This is a genomic window from Qipengyuania marincola (assembly GCF_029688625.1).
In the GTDB taxonomy this organism is placed as follows: Bacteria; Pseudomonadota; Alphaproteobacteria; order Sphingomonadales; family Sphingomonadaceae; genus Qipengyuania.
This window is the reverse complement of sequence record NZ_JARULC010000001.1, coordinates 400,715-420,703: the sequence shown is the minus strand read 5'-3', so window position 1 is coordinate 420,703 and position 19,989 is coordinate 400,715. Positions and strand designations below refer to the sequence as shown.

The 19,989-nt window shown below is 62.8% G+C and carries 13 protein-coding genes; 8 read left to right on the top strand and 5 right to left on the bottom strand.

Going from position 1 to position 19,989, the window contains the following annotated elements:
* Window positions 1–35 precede the first annotated feature (35 nt).
* Entirely contained in the window at window positions 36–1,199 is a 1,164-nt protein-coding gene (locus tag P8Q88_RS02080; protein ID WP_278322166.1) for an acyl-CoA dehydrogenase family protein, read from the bottom strand.
* Between the two features lie 42 nt (window positions 1,200–1,241).
* Entirely contained in the window at window positions 1,242–2,003 is a 762-nt protein-coding gene (locus P8Q88_RS02075; protein WP_278322165.1) for a crotonase/enoyl-CoA hydratase family protein, read from the bottom strand.
* Between the two features lie 115 nt (window positions 2,004–2,118).
* Here P8Q88_RS02075 and P8Q88_RS02070 point away from each other — a divergent pair, with 115 nt between their 5' ends.
* On the top strand, window positions 2,119–3,387 hold the full coding sequence (locus P8Q88_RS02070) for an acetyl-CoA C-acetyltransferase (protein WP_278322164.1): 1,269 nt from the start codon (window positions 2,119–2,121) through the stop codon (window positions 3,385–3,387).
* 25 nt (window positions 3,388–3,412) lie between these two features.
* On the opposite strand, the gene P8Q88_RS02065 is transcribed toward P8Q88_RS02070, so the two are convergent.
* From P8Q88_RS02065 to P8Q88_RS02055, 3 genes are all read right to left on the bottom strand, one after another.
* Window positions 3,413–4,819 (bottom strand): alpha-amylase family glycosyl hydrolase, encoded by a 1,407-nt coding sequence (locus P8Q88_RS02065; RefSeq protein ID WP_278322163.1) that lies wholly within the window; start codon window positions 4,817–4,819, stop codon window positions 3,413–3,415.
* Window positions 4,812–6,362: an MFS transporter gene (locus P8Q88_RS02060; RefSeq protein ID WP_278322162.1), complete on the bottom strand. Its 1,551-nt coding sequence runs from the start codon at window positions 6,360–6,362 to the stop codon at window positions 4,812–4,814. Before P8Q88_RS02060 ends, P8Q88_RS02065 begins: the two co-directional genes overlap by 8 nt.
* Window positions 6,363–6,479: 117 nt before the next feature.
* Window positions 6,480–7,517 carry a LacI family DNA-binding transcriptional regulator gene (locus tag P8Q88_RS02055; protein WP_278322161.1) on the bottom strand — a complete coding sequence of 346 codons (1,038 nt, stop codon included), beginning with the start codon at window positions 7,515–7,517 and terminating at the stop codon, window positions 6,480–6,482.
* Between the two features lie 115 nt (window positions 7,518–7,632).
* Between P8Q88_RS02055 and P8Q88_RS02050 the strand changes: the two genes are divergently transcribed.
* The 7 genes from P8Q88_RS02050 to P8Q88_RS02020 all read left to right on the top strand — a co-directional run bounded on the left by P8Q88_RS02050 (window position 7,633) and on the right by P8Q88_RS02020 (window position 19,958).
* Window positions 7,633–8,325, top strand: coding sequence for a DUF6445 family protein (locus tag P8Q88_RS02050; RefSeq protein WP_278322160.1), 693 nt, complete (start codon window positions 7,633–7,635; stop codon window positions 8,323–8,325).
* A gap of 191 nt (window positions 8,326–8,516) precedes the next feature.
* A complete protein-coding gene (locus P8Q88_RS02045) occupies window positions 8,517–11,324 on the top strand; it encodes a TonB-dependent receptor (protein WP_278322159.1) in 2,808 nt (935 codons plus the stop codon).
* 118 nt (window positions 11,325–11,442) lie between these two features.
* The gene (locus P8Q88_RS02040; RefSeq protein ID WP_278322158.1) at window positions 11,443–12,975 is read left to right on the top strand and encodes a tryptophan halogenase family protein; all 1,533 of its coding nucleotides are present in this window, start codon (window positions 11,443–11,445) and stop codon (window positions 12,973–12,975) included.
* Window positions 12,972–14,801: an alpha-amylase family glycosyl hydrolase gene (locus tag P8Q88_RS02035; protein ID WP_278322157.1), complete on the top strand. Its 1,830-nt coding sequence runs from the start codon at window positions 12,972–12,974 to the stop codon at window positions 14,799–14,801. The genes P8Q88_RS02040 and P8Q88_RS02035 overlap by 4 nt, the downstream gene beginning before the upstream one ends.
* A gap of 17 nt (window positions 14,802–14,818) precedes the next feature.
* A complete protein-coding gene (locus P8Q88_RS02030) occupies window positions 14,819–16,423 on the top strand; it encodes an alpha-glucosidase (RefSeq protein WP_278322753.1) in 1,605 nt (534 codons plus the stop codon).
* The gene (locus tag P8Q88_RS02025) at window positions 16,420–18,450 is read left to right on the top strand and encodes a glycoside hydrolase family 97 protein (protein ID WP_278322156.1); all 2,031 of its coding nucleotides are present in this window, start codon (window positions 16,420–16,422) and stop codon (window positions 18,448–18,450) included. Before P8Q88_RS02030 ends, P8Q88_RS02025 begins: the two co-directional genes overlap by 4 nt.
* A complete protein-coding gene (locus P8Q88_RS02020) occupies window positions 18,447–19,958 on the top strand; it encodes a tryptophan halogenase family protein (RefSeq protein WP_278322155.1) in 1,512 nt (503 codons plus the stop codon). Before P8Q88_RS02025 ends, P8Q88_RS02020 begins: the two co-directional genes overlap by 4 nt.
* Window positions 19,959–19,989 lie beyond the last annotated feature (31 nt).

Genomic DNA, 19,989 nt, shown 5'->3' with positions numbered 1-19,989 from the left:
AAGCGCCGCATCGCGCGCTATCCCCCGCAACCTGACTACATCGAACGGGCGATGACCATCTTCATGACCTCGTTGGAGCCGCCGAATATCCGGGTGATGCGGCTGTCGCGGTACATGCGCGCGATGGGATAATCGTTGATGTAGCCCGCCCCGCCATGGAACTGGAGGCACTTGTCCACCACCTCGCCCTGCAGCTCGGTGACCCAATACTTGGCCATGCAGGCAGTCGGCACATCGAGTTCGCCCTTGAGGTGCTTCGCGATACAATCGTTGACGAAGACCCGCGCCGCCGTGCCGCGCGCCTTGAGGTCGGCCATCACGAATTGCGTGTTCTGGAAGTCCCAGATCGTCTGGCCGAAAGCCTTGCGGTTCTTGACGAAATCCATCGTGGTTTCCAGTGCGCGCTCGATCCCGGTCATCGCGCCCATGGCGATGATCAGACGTTCCTGGGGCAGCTCGCCCATCAGCTGGTAGAAACCCTTGCCTTCTTCACCGCCAAGCACGTTTTCCGCCGGCACGAAGACATCGTCGAAGAACAGCTCCGACGTATCGGCTGCATCCATTCCGACCTTGTCGAGCTTCTTGCCGCGCTGGAAGCCATCCGCCCCTTCGGTTTCCAGGAGCATCAGCGAAATGCCCTTGGCGCGTTCGTTCGGGTCTGTCTTGGCGACGACGATAATGAAGTCTGCCGTCTGGCCGTTCGAGATGTAAGTTTTGGCCCCATTGATGCGGTAGCCGTTGCCGTCCTTGAGCGCGGTGGTCGTGATGCTCTGGAGGTCGGAGCCGACGCCAGGCTCGGTCATTGCGATGGCGCTGACGAGTTCACCGGTAACGAGCTTCGGGAGGTATTTCTTCTTTTGCTCCTCCGTGCCGTGACGCACGAGATATGGCAGGATGACCGTGTTATGCAGGCTCGCGGCGAAACCCTCGACGCCGTGCTTTGCCTGCTGGTCGATCACCACCATGTCGTGGCGAAAATCGCCACCGTGCCCGCCATACTCCTCCGGCACCGACACGCCGAGAAGGCCCGCCTCACCCGCCTCGTTCCAGAATTCGCGTTCTACCTGGCCGTTCTCGCGCCATTTCAGGACGCGTTTTTCGGGGGCATGCTGCTGATAGAACTTGCCGACGGCATCGGCGAAGATGGAAATTTCCTCGTCTTCCATGAAGGCGGGCTGGGGTACGTCGATAACGGACATTTCGTGTGATCCTCTCTCGTATTCTGTCGCGGCGCCGGGCGCTTACTTGCCCTTCCAGTCGGGCTTGCGCTTCTCGGCGAATGCCGCGGCTCCCTCGCGCGCATCCTCGCTGACGAAGACCGGCGCGATCAGTTGCGTCTGCCGCGTATAGCGCTCGTCCATCGGCCATGCGCGAGATTCGCGAATGATCTGCTTGGAGACCTTTACCGCAAGCGGGCCGTTGGCGACGATGCTGGCTGCGAGCTCCTTTGCCCCTTCAAGAGCGGAGCCGTCGGTCACCCGGTTGATGAGGCCCAGTTCGTATGCGCGCGCAGCGTCGATGAAATCGCCGGTCAGCGCCAGTTCCATGGCGATCCGCTCGGGGATCTGGTCGGGGAGCATCATCACGCCCCCTGCTGCCGCGACGAGGCCGCGCTTCACTTCGGGAATGCCGAATTTCGCACCGCTGTTGGCCACGACCAGATCGCACGCAATCATCAATTCGAGGCCACCGGCCAGAGCATAGCCGTCAACCGCCGCAATCAGCGGCTTGGCCGGCGGCGCCTGAACCACGCCGCCGAAACCGCGGCCTTCGACGACCGGGCTCTCTCCGCGCAGGAAGCCCTTGAGGTCCATGCCCGAACAGAACGTGCCACCTGCGCCGGTCAGGATGCCGACACGCAGATCGTCCTCGCTGTCGAGCCGGTCCATCGCTGCGGCAACCCCTTCGGCCGCGGCCTTGGTCATGGCGTTCTTGGCATCCGGGCGATTGATCGTGACGATCAGAATGCCGTCCTCGACTTGGGTCAGGACTTCCTCGGACATGCGGGCTCTCTCCATTGCAAACTGAAACTTGTCTTGCGCCCTTGCTGCGGGAGGCTTACGCAAACGTCAACCGGCAATCGCCGCAACAATCGACAAGCCGAGAGGAGTCCACGCCATGGCCGAAGCCTATATCATCGATGCCGTCCGCACCCCCCGCGGGATCGGGAAACAGGGTAAGGGCGCGCTTGCCCATATGCATCCGCAGCATCTCGCCGCGACCTGCCTGAAGGCCATCAAGGACCGCAACGACCTCGACACCAAAACGGTAGACGATGTGATCTGGTCGGTCAGCACGCAGGACGGCATGCAGGCGGGCGACATGGGCCGCATGGCCGCGCTGGACGCGGGCTACGACATCACCTCGTCCGGCACGACGCTCGACCGCTTCTGCGGCGGCGGCATTACCTCGGTTGCGCTGGCCGCGGCGCAGGTGATGAGCGGCATGGAAGATTGCGTGGTCGCCGGCGGCACCGAGATGATGAGTCTCACCGCGCAGATGTCGAAGGACAAGATGGCCGCCGGGCTGAAACCGCCGATGATGGGCAGCTATAACGAGCGGCTGCAGGCTAGCCATCCGCAGAGCCACCAGGGCGTATGCGGCGATGCCATCGCCACGATGGAAGGCTTCACACGCGAGGAGCTGGACGAAGTCGGCTATCGCAGCCAGCAGCGCGCCGCCAAGGCAATCGAGGAAGGCCGCTTCGACAAGTCGGTCGTCCCGGTAAAGGACGACGAAGGCAATGTCGTGCTCGACACGGAAGAATACCCGCGTCCGCAGACGACACGCGAAGGACTGGCCGAGCTGGAACCTGCTTTCGCCAAGATCGCCAACGTCCCGCTCGACAAGAACGGCACGACCTTTGCCGGGCTGGTCAATGCGAAATATCCCGATCTCGAGATCAAGCACTTCCACCATGCCGGCAACAGCTCCGGCGTGGTCGACGGCGCTGCCGCCGTGCTGGTGGCGAGCAAGGATTATGCGCAGAAGCACGGCCTCAAGCCGCGTGCGCGCATCGTCGCAACCGCGAATATGGGTGACGATCCCACGCTGATGCTGAATGCCCCGGTCCCGGCAGCAAAGAAGGTGCTGGAAAAGGCCGGCCTGACCAAGGACGACATCGACCTTTACGAAATCAACGAGGCTTTCGCTGTGGTGGCGGCAAAGTTCGTGCGCGATCTCGAGCTCGATTGGGACAAGGTCAATGTCAACGGCGGCTCGATCGCGCTCGGCCACCCGATCGGTGCGACCGGCTCGATCCTCATCGGCACGATGATCGACGAGCTGGAGCGGCAGGACAAGCGCTACGGCCTCGTCACCATGTGCGCGGCAGGCGGCATGGCCCCGGCGATCATCATCGAACGGGTCGACGATTTCGTCGATTGATAGACGCAGGCGGTGGCGGGGGGAATTACTCGTCGCCGCTCGCCAGCAGGCGCCAGCCCCATGCGGGCAGCTCGATCTGCTCGCCCTCGCGGATCGTGACCTCTCGTCCGAGCGGAAACTCGCCATAGGTGCCGGCGGGTAGGCCACTCGTCAGGGTCGCGCTGACTGGCCTGTCGCTCATGTTGAACAGGCCGAGGACCTTGTTGCCGTCCGTCTGCCTTACCCACGAGAGCAATTGCTCGGGCGCTGAGTTCTCGACCTTGTGCATGCGTGCGCCCCACTGCCCGTTGTCGAGCGCAGGATTGCTCTTGCGGAAGTCCACCAGCTGTTCGAGCAGCGTCCCGTAAACGCAGCCGCGGCCCTGGCTCCAGTCGATCGCATCCTTCTCGAAGAACTCGAGCCGCTTGGCGTTGCAGGCTTCCATGCCATTGTGGATCAGTGGCAACCCTTCGCCGGTGAAGGACAGCGCCGTCATCGCGTAGAGCGCCTCGCCGTAATTTTCGTAGATCGTGCCTTCCCACGCGTTGCTGTCGTGGTTCTCGATATAGGTCATGCGCATGGCCTCTTCGGGCCACAGGCTCTCGTTCTCGGCATAATAGCCGTAGAAGCTGGTGGCGTTGCCCTTGCCCTGTGCGACGTTCTTGGTCGTGTTGTGCCAGTCCCAGGCATAGGTCGCGTCAAAGGCCTTGTGATGGAACGCGGTTTCCTGGACCTCGCCCAGCATGAAGACCGGGCGAATGGCGGTCAGGCGGTCGCGCATGATGTTCCAGAAATCGAGCGGAACGTAACCGGCGACATCGGCACGATAGCCGTCGACGTCGAATTCGCGGACCCAATATTCCATCGCCTCGCCGACATGCTCGCGCACGCCGGGCTGCGACCAGTCGAGATCGATGATGTCGGACCAGTCCCACCACGGCGTCGGGCGGAAGTCGCCCTTCCAGTCCTTTTCGTACCAGTCCGGATGCTGACGGGCGAGGTCATTGTCCCACGCTGTGTGATTTGCGACGAGGTCGAGAATGACCTTGAACCCCTGAGCGTGCGCAGCATCGACGAAGGCGCGGAAGTCCTCCTTCGTGCCGAACTCGGGGTTCACATCGTAATAGTCCTTCACCGAATAAGGACTGCCGAGGCCGCCCTTGCGATTGACCTCTCCGATCGGGTGGATCGGCATCAGCCAGAGGATGTCGACGCCAAGCGCCTTCAGTCGAGGTAGCTGCTCCTGCGCGGCGGCGAAGGTGCCTTCCTCGGTAAATTGACGCGTGTTGATCTGGTAAAGCACCGCCTTGCGCGACCACTCGGGATGCTCGATCTCAACCACGCTTTGCGGCTGCCAGGGCGAGGCGGCATGGTCGTCGGCAAGAGCGGGTGCAGCCCCTGTGCCGGTGATCAGAAGGGAGAGCGCGGCGGCGCCTGCGAGAAGCTTATGCATGGGCTGTCTCCTGAGGGTTTTCGCCGGGCACTTCGACCCGGAGCATGGCGAAGGCGGCGAGCGCCCAGCTGGCGGCGGCGAACAGCATGGTCCAGATGGGCTCGCCAGGGAAAAACGCCTTCATCACACTGCCCATGACGGTGGCCACCAGCAGCTGCGGTACGACGATGAAGATATTAAAAAGCCCCATATAGATGCCGAGCTTGGCTTGAGGCAGGCTGCTGGCGAGGATCGCATAGGGCATGGCGAGGATCGAGGCCCAGGCGATACCCTTGAGGATCTCGCATACGATCAGCAATGTCGGATCGCGCAGCACGAAATAACCGAGGAAACCCGTCGCGCCGAGCAACAGGCAGGTCATGTGCGTTTTCGCCTTGCCGAGCTTGCGGCTCATGGCCGGCAGAAGCGCGAGCGCGGCCACTGCGGCGACCCCGTTCTGGACGGTGTAGATCAGGTTCCACCAATTCGCGCCTTCGTTATAGGCGGCGGTAGTTGGATCGGCGCTGCCATAGAAATATTGGGAGACGATCGGGCCTGAATAGATCCACATGATGAAGAGCGCGGACCAGCTGAAGAACTGGACCAGGGCGAGCCGCTTCATCGTGTCCGGCATGCCCGAGAAATCGCCAACGATGCTCGACAGCATGTTGGCCGAGCGGCCCTGCCTGGCCATCGAAATGGCGATGGCGCTGAGGACACCATAGGTCGCAAGCAGGCCGCCGAGCAGGTAGATTTCCTTCTCCAGCCCGAGCGGAGCGACCAGCAATGCGACCACTGCGCCCGCTGCCATCCAGAGCAGCGCGCTGCCATAGCTTTTGGCGGCAAGCGCGCGGACCGGGGCACCTGCCTCGACCGCGCGCTCGGCTTCGAAGCGCGCCATTTCCTCAGGGGAATATTCGCGCGTGGTCACCACCGTCCAGCCGATGGCGCAGAACAGCGCGACCGCACCTGCCCAGAAGCTCCAGCGCACGGTATCCGGGATCTGTCCGGCGGGCGCGACATTGCTCACACCGAACTGTTCGAGCAGCCATGGGAAGATTGCAGCGACCACCGCGCCCGCGCCGATGAACGCCGTCTGCACCGCATAGCCGGTCGCATGCTGCGATCTGTCGAGCATGTCGCCCACGAAGGCGCGGAAGGGCTCCATCGCAATATTCAGGCTCGCATCGAGCACCCACAACAGGGCGGCAGCAAACAGCAGCGGCGCGGCGAACACCGGCGCCAGCGGCATCAGGAAGAGCGAGATCGCAGCCAGCAATGCACCGGTCATGAAATAAGGCCGACGCCTGCCGAAGCGGTTCCACGTCTTGTCAGACAGGTGGCCGATGATCGGCTGCACGATCAGTCCGGTCAGCGGAGCCGCGACCCATAGCGCAGGCAGATCGTCCAGCGAGGCACCAACGGTCTGGAAAATCCGGCTCATGTTCGAATTCTGCAGCACGAAGCCGATCTGGATGCCGAAAAAGCCGAAGCTGATATTGGCAAGCCCGCCCCAGCCCATATGCGGCTTGCGTGCGGCGTCCACCATCGGTGTCGTGGCCATAGATACGATTCCTCAGTCCCTTGCGCGCGGATCTTCGCGTCCGCTCGACAATTCTGCGTAAGACGGTTGCATGACCGACCTTCTGCGCCAAGCACGTATACGAATACGCAAGCGCGTTTAGCCGACGGCGCTCGACCCGCGAATGACGAGCTTTCCCGGCAGCTTGCGCGGCGGCAAGTCGCGATCCTCGATCTGTGCGATCAGTGTTTCCACCAGCGCCTGCCCCGCACCGCCGATATCCTGCATGATCGTGGTCAATGGCGGCGTGGTGAGGCTCGCGGCCGGAATATCGTCGAAACCGACGACTGCCACATCGCGCGGGACGCTGCGGCCGGTTTCGACCAGCGCGCGCATCGCGCCAATCGCAATCAGATCGCTGGCGGCAAAGATGGCGTCGAATTGCCTGCCGCTTGCGATCAACGCCTGGGCCGCGCAATGGCCGGCCTCCTCGGTCGTGATCGCATCATATTGCAGCTTGTGATCAGGTTCGATCCCTGCTTCACGCAAGGCTTCGCACAAGCCTGCGTACCGACCTGCGAATTCGGGATAATGCTCGTCCGCATGACCGATGAAGGCGACCGCCCGGCGACCGCTTTCCGCAAGGTGCCGCCCTGCGAGCACTCCCGCCGCGTAATTGTCGGTTCCCACCGTAACGCCGCTGCTGTCCGACGAAACCGAACCCCAGCGGGCGAAATGGGTGCCCTGTTGCTCAAGCTGGTCCAGGCGCTTTCGATAGACGGTGTAGTCGCCATAGCCGAGCAGGATCAGGCCGTCTGCGCGATGGCTGTCCTGATACTGGACGTGCCAGTCATCCTCCATACGCTGGAAGGAAATCAGCAGGTCGAGCCCGCGATCGGCACAGGCCCGGGTGATCGAACCCAGCATGGCCAGGAAGAAGGGATTGATCATGCTTTCGTCGGGCGTGGGATCCTCGAAGAACAGCAGGGCAATCGTGTTCGACCGCTGGGAGCGGAGCGAGGAGGCATTCTTGTCGACCGTGTAATTGAGGTCACGAGCAATCTGCTTGATGCGTTCGCGGGTCTGGGCGCTGACCGAACGGTCCCCCCGCAGCGCGCGGCTGACGGTCGGCTGTGAAACCCCCGCCGCGTAGGCGATATCGAAGCTGGTCGGCCGACCCGTCGGCTTGCGACCCATCTCTCTCCTCCCGGCCCGCGCTGGCGGGCCTTGGCAGGGACCTTAGCAAAGCGGCGGCGCATGGCAATCGCAGGTGGTTCCCAATCCTGCAGTTTTGCGCCTATGCGTGGCGCAAATGTCCAGCCCGCTTTCCCTTGCCACCAATGCCCGAGCAAGCACATCGCAGTTCGGGCGGGAGGCGCAGTCGCTACTGACGGTCGAGAATGCGCTGCCGGACCCCCAAAGGGTGGTCGAGATCGCGGCTCGCCACAAGTTTGCTCGCCACGGTGAATTCTACCCCGGGATGCGGGCACCGGTGTCCGAGGCGATCGCAATGCCGCTGGTCGTGCCGCTGCTGGACCAGATTGAGAGGGTCTTCGAATTGGCGCGCCCGCCGCTCTATCATGAATGCTATCTCAGCCTGGTCACCATACCCCCGGCCGAGCTCGCCCCGATCCAGCGCTTACCGCATTTCGATGGAACCGAGCGCGAGCGTATCGCAGTGCTGCTCTATCTCGACCGGTCCGAGCGTGGCGGTACCGGCTTCTATAGGCAACGCTCCACCGGGTTCGAGAGTGTCGGTAGCGAGCGGTTCGAGCTTTATCGATCGCGGCTGGAAGAGGGAATTTCGAGGCACGGATTGCCCGACGCACAATATATTTCTGGCGATACCGACCTTTTCGAACGCATCCACCGTGTCGAAGGGGTCTTCAACACGATGATCCTGTATCGCGGCAACACGCTTCATTGCGCTGACTTGCCGGCCGATTTCGCGCCCGATACCGATCCGCAGACCGGCCGCCTCACCCTCAATCTCTTTCTTGCCTGAGCGACGCATAATCTTGTGACATTTCGGCGACTGAAAGGGCGCCAAAGCGGTATGCGTATACGTATGCTGTCTTCCTGAGACCGCGCATTCCAACCTATCCAGACGATGAACAGGCAGGCCGTGTGCCGCCTGTGGGGATTAGGATTCGGTCCGGGACTGCATAAAAATCCGGACCCGTTGGGAGAGCATACATGGCATTTCGCAAGTCTCTTGCCGGGGGCATCAGTACCGGCGCCATTTCGATCGCACTCGCCGCGCTCGCGACCCCTGCCATTGCGCAGGACGCCACGCTGGAGCCAGGCGAGGATACCGCTGACGAGCAGGCCGAAGACAACGTCATCGTCGTCGAGGGCTATCGCCAGTCGCTGGAAACCGCGGTGGGCCTGAAGCGCAACACGCCGGTCATCGCGGAAGCATTCAGCTCGGAAGACATCGGCAAGCTGCCCGACGTCTCGATTGCCGAAACGCTGGGCCGTCTGCCTGGCCTTGCGGTGCAGCGTGTCGACGGTCGCGCCCAGAGCCTTTCGGTTCGCGGCCTGGGGCCCGACTATTCGAACTCGCTGCTGAACGGTCGCCAACTCGTCTCCTCGGGCGACAACCGCGCCGTGGAATACGACCAGTACCCAGCCGAATTGATCGACCAGGGCGTGATCTACAAGGTCCCCTATGCCGGTCTCATCGGTCAGGGGCTTGCCGGCACGGTCGATCTGCGCACGATCCGTCCGCTGTCGAAGGGCGAGCGGATCGTCTCGCTGTCGGGCCGCCTCGAATTTAACGAGGACGGTTCTCTCAATCCGGACATCGAAGGCTGGGGCTATCGCGCCACCGGCACTTATGTCGACCAGTTCGCCGACGATACGCTGGGCGTTGCACTGGGCGTCGCCTACCAGTCCAGCCCGAGCCAGGTCGAGCGCTTCAACGCCTGGGGCTATCCTGACGATAGCGGCCAGATCGTGCTCGGCGGCATGAAGCCGTTCGCGCGCTCGGTCGATCTTGATCGCCTTGGAGCGTTTGGCACTGTCGAGTGGCAGCCGACGCCCGAGTGGACCGGAACGCTCGACGTTTTCTATGCCGACTACCGTGAACGCATTCCGCAGCGCGGCATCGAGTTTCCGCTCAATCCAGGCTGGGGTGCCGGCACAACCATCGAATCGACCAGCGGTGGTGACTTTCCCGACAGCGTGACCTTCTCCAACGTCCAGCCGGTGGTCCGCAACGATTATGACCGCAAGGACGTCGAAACCTTCGCGGTGGGTTACAATGCCCGCTACGAGAATGACGACGTCATCCTAATGGCCGACGTTGCATATTCGCGTGCCGACCGCCGCTTGCAGCAGATTGAAAGCTATTCAGGCCTCAATTTCGCCGCACAAACCGGCCCCGGCTTCAATATGGGCGACGTGGTAACCTACACGCGCAATTCAGGAGGCTTCCCGTTTCAGTTCACCAATCAGGTGGACTATTCGGATACGAACCTGATCCAGCTGACCGACCCGCGCGGCTGGGGTGGCGGGCGCGGCATCGTGCAGGCCGGCTTCATCAACGACACGACCACGGACGACGAATTGTGGACCATGCGCGGTGAAGTCGTCGGCAAGGTGGAGGATGATACGATCAAGAGCCTTGTGGCCGGTTTTTCCTACGATCATCGCCAGAAATCGCGCGACATCACGCAGAACTTCCTCAGTCTCGCCGGACCCAATGGCGCGTTCATCGCGGATGGTGCCACCACCCGTGCGCCGATCCCCGAAAGCGCGCTGCTCGACCCGATCGCCAGCCTGGGCTTCCTCGGCTTCGGCCCGCAGGTCGCTTACGATCCGTTCGCGCTGCTGAATGACGGGACCTATATCCTAACCAGCATCGAGAGCTCCGATCTGCCCTATCCGGGCGACTGGACGGTGACGGAGGATGTCTACACCGGCTATCTGCGGATGGACATCGATACCATGCTTGGATCGCTGCCGGTCACCGGTAACATGGGCGTGCAGGCAGTCTTCACGCAGCAAAGCTCTGCCGGCTTCGATTCCGATGGCGGTGTTGGCGCCAGCGCCATCCCGGTGTTCGAGACGGAAGACTATTCACACATCCTGCCGAGCATGACTCTCAACTTCGAGATCGCGCCGGACATGAAACTGCGCTTCGGCGCGGCGCGGACGCTGTCGCGTGCCCGGATGGACTACCTCAGCGCGTCGTCCAACGCCGGCGTCAGCGATGTCGTCGATATCGAGACCGGATCGATCTTCAGCGGCGGAGGCGGCAACCCGCGCCTGCGGCCCTATATCGCCAACGGCTTCGACCTGTCTTACGAATGGTACTTCGGCGGCGCCGGATATTTCGCAATTGCCGGTTACCACAAATGGCTGGACGATTTCGTGAACCCGAATGCATCGGTGGTCCGCGACTTCAGCTATTTGCGCCCAATCCTGTCGCCGCAGCAGCGCGCTTTCGCTGATGCGACCACTTATCTCGGACTGGTGAGCGCGCCGGACAACCGGGCCGACGGCTACATCCGCGGGATCGAAGCGAGCCTCTCGCTGCCGTTCTCTACGTTCACAAGTGGCTTCGCTTCCGGCTTCGGCTTCCAGACCAGCGTTTCGTACACCGACAGCGAACTGACCATCTATCCGCTGGAGGACGATCCCTTCGAAACCGACGTCCCTGGCCTCTCCAAATGGGTCGTGAACTCGACGGTCTACTACGAGAATAGCGGTTTCGAAGCGCGTCTGAGCCATCGCTATCGTACCGAATTCCTGGCAGAATTCCCCGGCATCTCGGCCAGCCGCGCACAGCGCTTGACCTATCCGGAATCGATCTTCGATGCCCAGATCGGCTATCGTTTCGAGGACGGCACTTCGCTGGAAGGTCTGTCGGTCACTCTGCAGGCACTGAACCTCACCAACGAGCCGTTCATCAACTACACCGACGGCGACCGTCAGTTCATCATCGATTACGAAGAATACGGTCGCACTTACCTGGTCGGGGCGTCTTACCGCTTCTGATCAGAGACTGACTTGCGGGGCGGCCATCTCCTCCCGGTCGCCCCGCCCCCATTTGCCTGCCCAGCCATCGCCCTGCCATGGCATGGCGGACGCATGAGCCAAGGGGATCGAGTCGATCATGTCCGACGCACCTAGAGAGAAACGCGCCATCAAGCGCTTCGTCATCGCCGGCGGCGGGACCGCCGGATGGATGGCGGCGGCCGCGCTGGCGCGCTTCGTGCCGCCCGGCACCGCGATCGAACTGGTGGAGAGCGACGCGATCGGCACGGTCGGCGTCGGCGAGGCGACGATCCCGCAAATCCACCTCTTCAACGGCGCACTGGGCCTGGACGAGGCGGAATTCGTCCGCGAGACGAAGGGCAGCTTCAAGCTCGGCATCGAGTTCGATGGCTGGCACCGCGAAGGCGAGAGCTACATGCACGCCTTCGGAACAGTCGGCCGGGGTGCGGGCCTGCTACCTTTCCAGCATTACTGGTTGCGCGCGAAACAGCTTGGTTTCGCCAAGCCGCTGATGCGCTATTCGCTTAACGAGCTGGCAGCGCGCACCATGCGCATGCAGCGCGGCAGGCGCGCTCCGGGCGCACCTGAGATGCCCTATGCCTACCATTTCGACGCCGGGCTCTATGCGGCCTATCTGCGTCGTTTTGCCGAGGCACGCGGCGTCACCCGCCACGAAGGGAAGATCGAGCGCGTTGCGCAGGACGGCACTTCCGGCAACATCACCGCTCTCCACCTCAACGGCGACCGTAGGATCGAAGGTGATTTCTTCATCGACTGCACTGGCTTTCGCGGCCTGCTGATCGAACAGGCGCTCGAGACCGGCTACGAGGAGTGGACACAGTGGCTGCGCTGCGACCGGGCAATGGCGGTCCCGTGCGCCAATGGCGGCGATTTCACGCCGTATACAAAGGCGATCGCGCGCAGGGCGGGTTGGCAGTGGCGCATTCCTCTCCAGCATCGCATCGGCAACGGCCTCGTCTATTCGACCGCGCATATGAGCGACGGTGAAGCGGCGGACACATTGCTCGCCAATCTCGATGGCGAACCGCTCGCCGAACCGCGAACGATCCCTTTCACAACCGGCGTCCGGCGCAAGATGTGGCACAAGAACTGCCTCGCGGTCGGCTTGTCGGCCGGTTTCCTCGAGCCGATGGAATCGACCTCGATCCATCTTATCCAGGCGAGCATCAGCCGCTTCCTCAGCGTTCTTCCGGCTGCGGAACCCGATCCGGCGATCGTCGACTGGTTCAACGCCCAGTGCAATTTCGAATGGTCGCGCATCCGCGATTTCCTGATCCTCCACTACACCGCCAATGCGCGCGAGGGGGAGCCGTTCTGGGACGGGGTGCGCAGTATGGACTTGCCCGACACGCTGACCGCCAAATTGGAGCAATGGCGTGCAACCGGTCTCATCCATCGCGAGCACGAAGAGCTGTTCACCGAGGTGGGCTGGTTCCAGGTGCTGGTCGGCCAGGGTGTCGCGGCTCGGGGCTACAATCCGCTGGCCGATATCCTGCCTGAAAACGAGCTGCGTAGCCTGCTCGACGGGACCGAAGCGGGGTTGGTCGAAGAAGTACGGCAGATGCCGCGGCACCTCGATTTCCTTCAGTCAATGATGACGTCTGCCTCCACACAGGGAGTACCCGCATGATCCGCCTCGCCCTCCCTCTCCTGGCCCTCGGCATGAGTGCCTGCGCACACGCACAGTCGCCAGCTCCCGGCGGTAGGTCCGATTTCCGCGAGCGTGAGCCGTCGGAGGAAATTGTCTATTTTGTCCTCCCCGATCGTTTCGAAAATGGCGATCCATCCAACGATACGGGCGACTTCACGGGAGGGCGGCTCGAGACCGGCTTCGACCCGACCGCCAAGGGATTCTTCCACGGCGGTGATCTGAAAGGTCTTACCCAGCGTCTCGACTATCTCGAGAGGCTTGGCGTCACGGCGATCTGGTTCGCCCCGATCTTCCAGAACAAGCCTGTCCAGGGCCCGCCGGGCGAGGAAAGTGCGGGCTATCATGGATATTGGGTGACCGACTTCACCCGCCCCGACGGCCATTTCGGCACACGCGAGGAATTCAAGGCCTTCGTCGACGCGGCGCATGCGCGCGGGATGAAAGTCTACATGGACATCATCACCAACCACACCGCCGACGTCATCACCTATGCCGACGGGCCGGAAACCAATTTCGAATATCGCAGCAAGGGCGACTATCCCTACTCGACGGTCGGTGACGTGTCCGGCGAGCGGATCAATCCCGGCTTCATCGGCGACGAGGACAGCAGCGAGGAAAACTTCGCCAAGCTGGTGAACCCGAATTTCGCCTACACACCGGTCGTTCCCGATGCCGAGAAGGACGTCAAAGTCCCTGCCTGGCTCAACGATCCGATCTATTACCACAATCGCGGCAACAGCAGCTTTACCGGCGAGGACAGCCGCTTCGGCGACTTCTCCGGGCTCGACGACCTCTTCACCGAGCATCCGCGCGTGCGCGAGGGGATGATCGAAATCTTTTCCGCCTGGGTGCGCGATTTCAGTGTCGACGGCTTCCGGATCGACACGGCACGCCATGTCGATCCCGGCTTTTGGCAGGAATTTGTGCCCGCGCTGGAAGAGGTCGCGGAAGAAGAAGGCATCCCGAATTTTCACATGTTCGGCGAGGTCTACAAGGACATCCCTCAGAACGGCTACATCGCGGAATACACGCGCCGCGACAAATTGCCTTCGGTGCTCGATTTCGCGTTTCAGGCGGCCATGCGCGAATTGCTGGGCCGCGATCAGGGCACGGTGGTGCTCGCGCACATGTTCGACGGCGATGTGCTGTATGAAGGAGGTGAGGAAGCGGCGCTCGGTCTGCCGACCTTCCTCGGCAATCACGACATGGGCCGGTTCTCGACGCTCATAAAATGGGACAAGCCGGATATCTCGCAGGAGGAGTTGCTGGCCCGGGTCATGCTGGGCCATGCGATGATGCTGAGTCTGCGCGGCAGCCCGGTGATCTACTATGGCGACGAGCAGGGCTTCGTCGGCGATGGCAACGACCAGCTGGCGCGCGAGGACATGTTCCCCTCGCAAACGGCGGTCTACAATGACAACGATCTCATCGGCACCGATGCCACTACCGCCACGAGCAATTTCGACGAGAACCACCCGCTCTTCCGCCTGATCGCGGAATTCTCGGAAGTCCGAAAGGCACATCCCGCCCTGACGCGCGGCAGGCAGGTCATTCGCCATTACGAACAGGAAGCCGGTATTTTCGCTGCCAGCCGCTTCGATCCGGATGACGGAACCGAATATCTGGCCGTATTCAATACGACCGGGGCGCAGCGCAGCGCGAATGTAGTACTCGACTACAAGGCGCGGGAGCTGGAAACGCTTGCGGGCGCCTGTCCCTCTGCCGTAACGGTGCCGGGCAGCGCGGCCTTCACCCTGCCCGCCTTCGGCTGGGCGCTGTGCCGCGTGTCGGAGACCGCCGAGTGAATCGTCACGAACCCTCGATGCGGGCCGAAGCCGCGAGCGCCGCGCTGCCATGGTGGAAGGGCGCAGCGATCTACCAGATCTATCCGCGCAGCTTTCAGGATTCCAATGGCGACGGCATCGGCGACCTTCCGGGCATCACCCAGCGCCTGCCGCATGTCGCATCACTCGGCGTCGATGCCATCTGGATCTCGCCCTTCTTCGTCTCGCCGATGAAGGACTTCGGCTATGACGTCGCCGATTATTGCGACGTCGATCCGATCTTCGGCACGCTGGCCGATTTCGACGCGCTGGTCGCGCGCGCGCATGAGCTCGGCCTCAAGGTGCTCATCGACCAGGTCTATTCGCACACTTCTGACGAACATCCGTGGTTTGCGGAAAGTCGCTCCGACAGAACCAATCCGAAACACGACTGGTTTGTCTGGGCCGATGCCAAGCCCGACGGGTCGCCGCCTTCGAACTGGCAGTCCGTGTTCGGGGGGCCCGCGTGGACCTGGGACGCACGGCGGGGGCAATATTACCTGCACAATTTCCTCAGCAGCCAGCCGCAGCTGAACCTTCACAATCCGCAGGCGCAACAAGCCGTGCTTGACGTTATGCGGTTCTGGCTGGAGCGCGGCGTCGACGGCTTTCGCATCGATGCGCTCAACTTCGCGATGCATGACCCGGAGCTGCGCGATAATCCGCCGGCCCCCGCGACCGACAGGCAGCGCACCCGGCCGTTCGATTTCCAGCTGAAGAAATACAACCAGAGCCACCCGGACATCCCGGCTTTCATCGAACGCATCCGGGCGCTGACTGACGAGTTCGACGGTGTGTTCACCGTCGCCGAGGTGGGCGGGGACGAGGCCGAGCGCGAGATGAAAGCCTTCACAGAAGGGGATGCACGCCTCAATTCCGCCTATGGCTTCAATTTCCTCTATGCCGACAAACTGACGGCGGGCGCGATCTGCGCCGCGCTGGCGCAGTGGCCCGACGAACGCGGCACCGGCTGGCCGAGCTGGGCATTCGAAAACCACGATGCGCCGCGCGCCGTCAGCCGCTGGTGGAGCGCGGGCGAGCGCGATGCAGCGGCCCGGATGAAGGCGCTCCTGCTGGCGTCCCTGCGCGGCAATATCATCCTATATTACGGCGAAGAACTGGGCCTCACCCAAGTCGAAATTCCCTTCGAGCAGCTGCACGATCCCGAAGCGATCGCCAATTGGCCACTGACCCTGAGCCGCGACGGGGCACGCACGCCAATGCCGTGGTCGACTTCGGCGCCGAATGCCGGCTTCACTTCGGGTGAGCCTTGGCTCCCTGTCGGCGAGGAAAACGCCAGACGCGCCGTCGATGGGCAGGAAGATCGCGCTGATTCCCTGTTGAATCATACCCGCGCGATGCTCGCCCTGCGCAACGCCAATCCCGCGCTGCACCACGGATCGGTGGCGCGGTGCGAGACGCTCGATGGCATCTTCCTCATCGAACGACAGGCGCCGGGGCAAACGATCCGCTGCCTGTTCAACCTCGGCGCCGAAGGCGCACCCATTCCGCACGACCTTGGGCAGGGGCACGTCCTCGCCACCGTCAATAACGCTACCGCAGAGATACTTCCGCCCTATGGCGCAATGGTGATAGAGCTATGAAATCGATTTCGATCCTTTCCGGTATCGCCCTGTTCTTCGCTGCTCCGGCAGCATTGGCCGAGGAGATTGTCACCTCGCCCGACGGCGGATTGACCGTGACAGTCGACGTGAACGGAGAGGGCCGCCCCTTCTACCGTGTGGAGAAGGATGGCAATCCGGTGCTGACGGAAAGCCGTCTCGGTCTTCTTTTGTCAGATCAGGACAAGCTCGACCGCCGCCTCGCCATCGTCGGGGCCGCACGCGACAGTCATGACGAGACGTGGGAACAGCCGTGGGGCGAACAGCGCTTCGTGCGCGATCACCACAATGAACTTACGGTGCGTTTCGAGGAGGACAGCGACGAGAAACGCAAGTTCGGCGTCGTCTTCCGCGTTTTCGACGATGCGGTCGCCTTCCGCTATGTGTTCGATGACACAAGCCTTGGCGAGACGTTGCGGGTTGCGGAGGAATTGACCGAGTTCAATCTCGCGCAGGACGGCACCGCCTGGTGGATCCCGGGCGGCGAGTGGAACCGCTACGAGTATCTTTACGAAGAGACGCCGATCTCGGCCGTATCGCTCGCGCATACGCCGCTGACCTTCCGGATGGAGAACGGCACGCATGTCGCGCTGCATGAGGCGGCGCTGGTCGATTATGCCGGCATGTGGGTGAAGCGGACGACGGGAACAAATTTCCGCGCAACGCTGGCTCCCACGGGGAGCACGCCGGCACGCGCTGTCCGCGATATTCCCTTCGCAACGCCGTGGCGCACGATCCGCATCTCCGACGATGCCGCCGGACTTGCCGAGAGCCTCGTCGAACTCAATCTCAACGAACCCAACAAGCTGGGCGACGTCAGCTGGTTCACCCCGCACAAATATGTCGGCGTCTGGTGGTCGCTGCACCTCGACGAAGAGACGTGGGGCTCCGGTCCGAAACACGGCGCGACGACCGAGAACGTGAAGCGCTACATCGACTTCGCGGCAGAGAACGGCTTCGACGGCGTGCTGGTCGAGGGCTGGAACATCGGCTGGGATGGTAACTGGTTTTTCAATGGCGCGGATTTCAGCTTCACCGAATCCTATCCGGACTACGACTTCGAGGAACTGGCCCGCTATGCCGCCCAAAAGGGCGTGCCGATCGTTGGCCACCATGAGACCAGCGGCGATGTCGGCAATTACGAAAGCCAGCTCGAAGCGGGCCTGGATCTCATGGCCGAGCGCGGGGTGAAGACGATCAAGAGCGGTTACGTCACCGATGCCTGCAATCTGCGCTATGTCCATCCCGATGGCCGCGAGACGCGGGAATGCACCGAAAGCCAGGTAATGCAGCGGCACCACCTGAAGGTCGTGACCGAGGCGGCCAAGCGGCAGATCGCAATGAACCCGCACGAACCCGTCAAGGATACCGGCCTGCGCCGCACCTATCCCAACTGGGTCAGCCGCGAGGGCGCACGCGGCATGGAGTTCGCTGCCTGGGGCGTGCCGACCAACGGGCCGAGCCACGTGCCGACGCTGGTCTTCACCCGCATGCTGTCGGGTCCGATGGACTATACGCCGGGTGTCCTCAGCCTGCAGGGCCGCGGCCAGCCGCTCGAAATGACGATGGCGCGCGCGCTCGCCGAGTATGTGCTGATCTATTCGCCGATCCAGATGGTCGCCGACCTGCCAGAGCATTACGCCGAGCACCCCGAGCCCTTCCAGTTCATCAAGGACGTTCCGGCAGATTGGGTCGAAAGCCGCATTCTCGATGCAGCGATCGGAGAATACGTCGTTACCGCGCGCAAGGATCGTAACAGCGAGGAATGGTTCGTCGGCGGCGGGGCCGACGCGCAGGGCCGCGATACCTCGGTTTCGCTGGATTTCCTTGAAGGCGGCCAAACGTACCGGGCCGAAATCTATCGCGATGCGCCGACCTCGGACTATCGCGGCGATGCGCGGTTCGAGATCGTGATCGAGGATCGCACCGTTACCGCCACCGACACGCTCGACCTGCGCATGGCGCCGGGTGGCGGGTTTGCGATCAGGCTGATACCGCTCGGCGGGTGACCACCCGCACCCCTCCCCGCGCCGTCGTACTCGGCGGCGGCAGCGCCGGCTGGATGACGGCTTGTTTGCTACATCACGAATGGGGCGCGCGCGGCGGATCGGTAACTGTGGTGGAAAGCCCCGAGATGGGGATCATCGGCGTCGGCGAGGGCTCGACGCCCCAACTGAAGGCTTTCTTCGACCATCTCGGCATCGAGGAAGCCGAATGGATGGCCGCGTGCGATGCCACCTACAAGCTCGGTATCCGCTTCACCGGATGGAGCGAGCGGCCGGGGTTCGAGAGCTATTTTCACCCATTCCCCGCGCCGATCGACCTGCACAGCGAACCAGGCTTCCTGCACAATTGCATGCTCGCGCGGCGGGGCTTCGACGTTCCCGCCCATCCGGACGACTGGTTCATCGCCGAAACGCTGGCCGAAGCAAGCAAGGCGCCGCATCCGGGCGAGGCGTTTCCCTTCCCGCCGAGCTACGGCTATCATTTCGACGCCTACAAGCTCGGCGCATTCCTGCGCGAGTGGGCGGTTGCGCGCGGGCTGGATCACCGGCCGCTCAAGGTCGTGGATGTCGAACTCGATCAGGCGGGTGACGTTGCTGCGTTGCTGTGCGAGGGTGGGGAACGGGTCGACGGCGATGCTTTCGTCGACTGCTCCGGTTTCGGCTCGCTGATCGCCCAGCAAAAACTCGGCACGCAATTCCTGCCTTTCGCCGAAAACCTCTTCAATGATCGCGCGGTAGTGATCCCGACCCCGCATCGCGACGCGATAAAGCCGCAGACAGACGCCATCGCCATGCGTGCGGGCTGGCGCTGGTCGATCCCGCTGACCAGCCGGGTCGGCAACGGCTATGTGTATTCTTCGCGCTACCTGTCAGACGACGAGGCCGAAGCGGAGCTGCGGCAGGCCGTTGGCATGGAGGATGAAGGGGACGCCCGTTTCCTCCGGATGCGCGTGGGACGGGTGAAGGACAGCTGGACCCGGAACTGCCTCGCGGTCGGTCTTTCGCAAGGCTTTCTCGAACCGCTCGAGGCAACCGCACTGCATATCGTGATCGTAACCGCACTGGATTTCGCGCGCGCTTTCGAGAGTGGCGACTTTACCGCGCGCAACCGCGAGGAGTTCAATCGCCGGATCGCCGCGAAATACGAAGGCATCCGCGACTACATCGTGGCGCATTATCGCCTGAACCAGCGCAGCGACACGCAGTACTGGCGCGACAATGCAGCCAATCATGCGCTGTCGAACAATCTCAAGGCGCTGGTAACCGGCTGGTTCACGCACGAGGATATCGGCCAGCTCAATGCACAGCAGCATGGCGGCAAGCCGCACTATTCCAGCATGAGCTGGCATTGCCTGCTTGCCGGCTATGGCACCTTTCCGCCACCGGCGAAGATGCAAGCGCCGCCGCCCGGACTGGCGGTGGCCGACCGCGAGGAAACCCGTGCCATGTTGGTCGCCTGTTCGCGCAACTTTCCGGAATACGCGCCGGTCCAGTTCCAGCGGGGCCATTGACCGCCATGGCGACGCGCCTAAGGCTCCGGTC

Bases quoted from the DNA above. Each gene is read 5' to 3' on its own strand.
- P8Q88_RS02080 (WP_278322166.1), bottom strand. From the start codon at position 1,199: ATGTCCGTTATCGACGTACCCCAGCCCGCCTTCATGGAAGACGAGGAA.
- P8Q88_RS02075 (WP_278322165.1), bottom strand. From the start codon at position 2,003: ATGTCCGAGGAAGTCCTGACCCAAGTCGAGGACGGCATTCTGATCGTC.
- P8Q88_RS02070 (WP_278322164.1), top strand. From the start codon at position 2,119: ATGGCCGAAGCCTATATCATCGATGCCGTCCGCACCCCCCGCGGGATC.
- P8Q88_RS02065 (WP_278322163.1), bottom strand. From the start codon at position 4,819: ATGCATAAGCTTCTCGCAGGCGCCGCCGCGCTCTCCCTTCTGATCACC.
- P8Q88_RS02060 (WP_278322162.1), bottom strand. From the start codon at position 6,362: ATGGCCACGACACCGATGGTGGACGCCGCACGCAAGCCGCATATGGGC.
- P8Q88_RS02055 (WP_278322161.1), bottom strand. From the start codon at position 7,517: ATGGGTCGCAAGCCGACGGGTCGGCCGACCAGCTTCGATATCGCCTAC.
- P8Q88_RS02050 (WP_278322160.1), top strand. From the start codon at position 7,633: ATGTCCAGCCCGCTTTCCCTTGCCACCAATGCCCGAGCAAGCACATCG.
- P8Q88_RS02045 (WP_278322159.1), top strand. From the start codon at position 8,517: ATGGCATTTCGCAAGTCTCTTGCCGGGGGCATCAGTACCGGCGCCATT.
- P8Q88_RS02040 (WP_278322158.1), top strand. From the start codon at position 11,443: ATGTCCGACGCACCTAGAGAGAAACGCGCCATCAAGCGCTTCGTCATC.
- P8Q88_RS02035 (WP_278322157.1), top strand. From the start codon at position 12,972: ATGATCCGCCTCGCCCTCCCTCTCCTGGCCCTCGGCATGAGTGCCTGC.
- P8Q88_RS02030 (WP_278322753.1), top strand. From the start codon at position 14,819: ATGCGGGCCGAAGCCGCGAGCGCCGCGCTGCCATGGTGGAAGGGCGCA.
- P8Q88_RS02025 (WP_278322156.1), top strand. From the start codon at position 16,420: ATGAAATCGATTTCGATCCTTTCCGGTATCGCCCTGTTCTTCGCTGCT.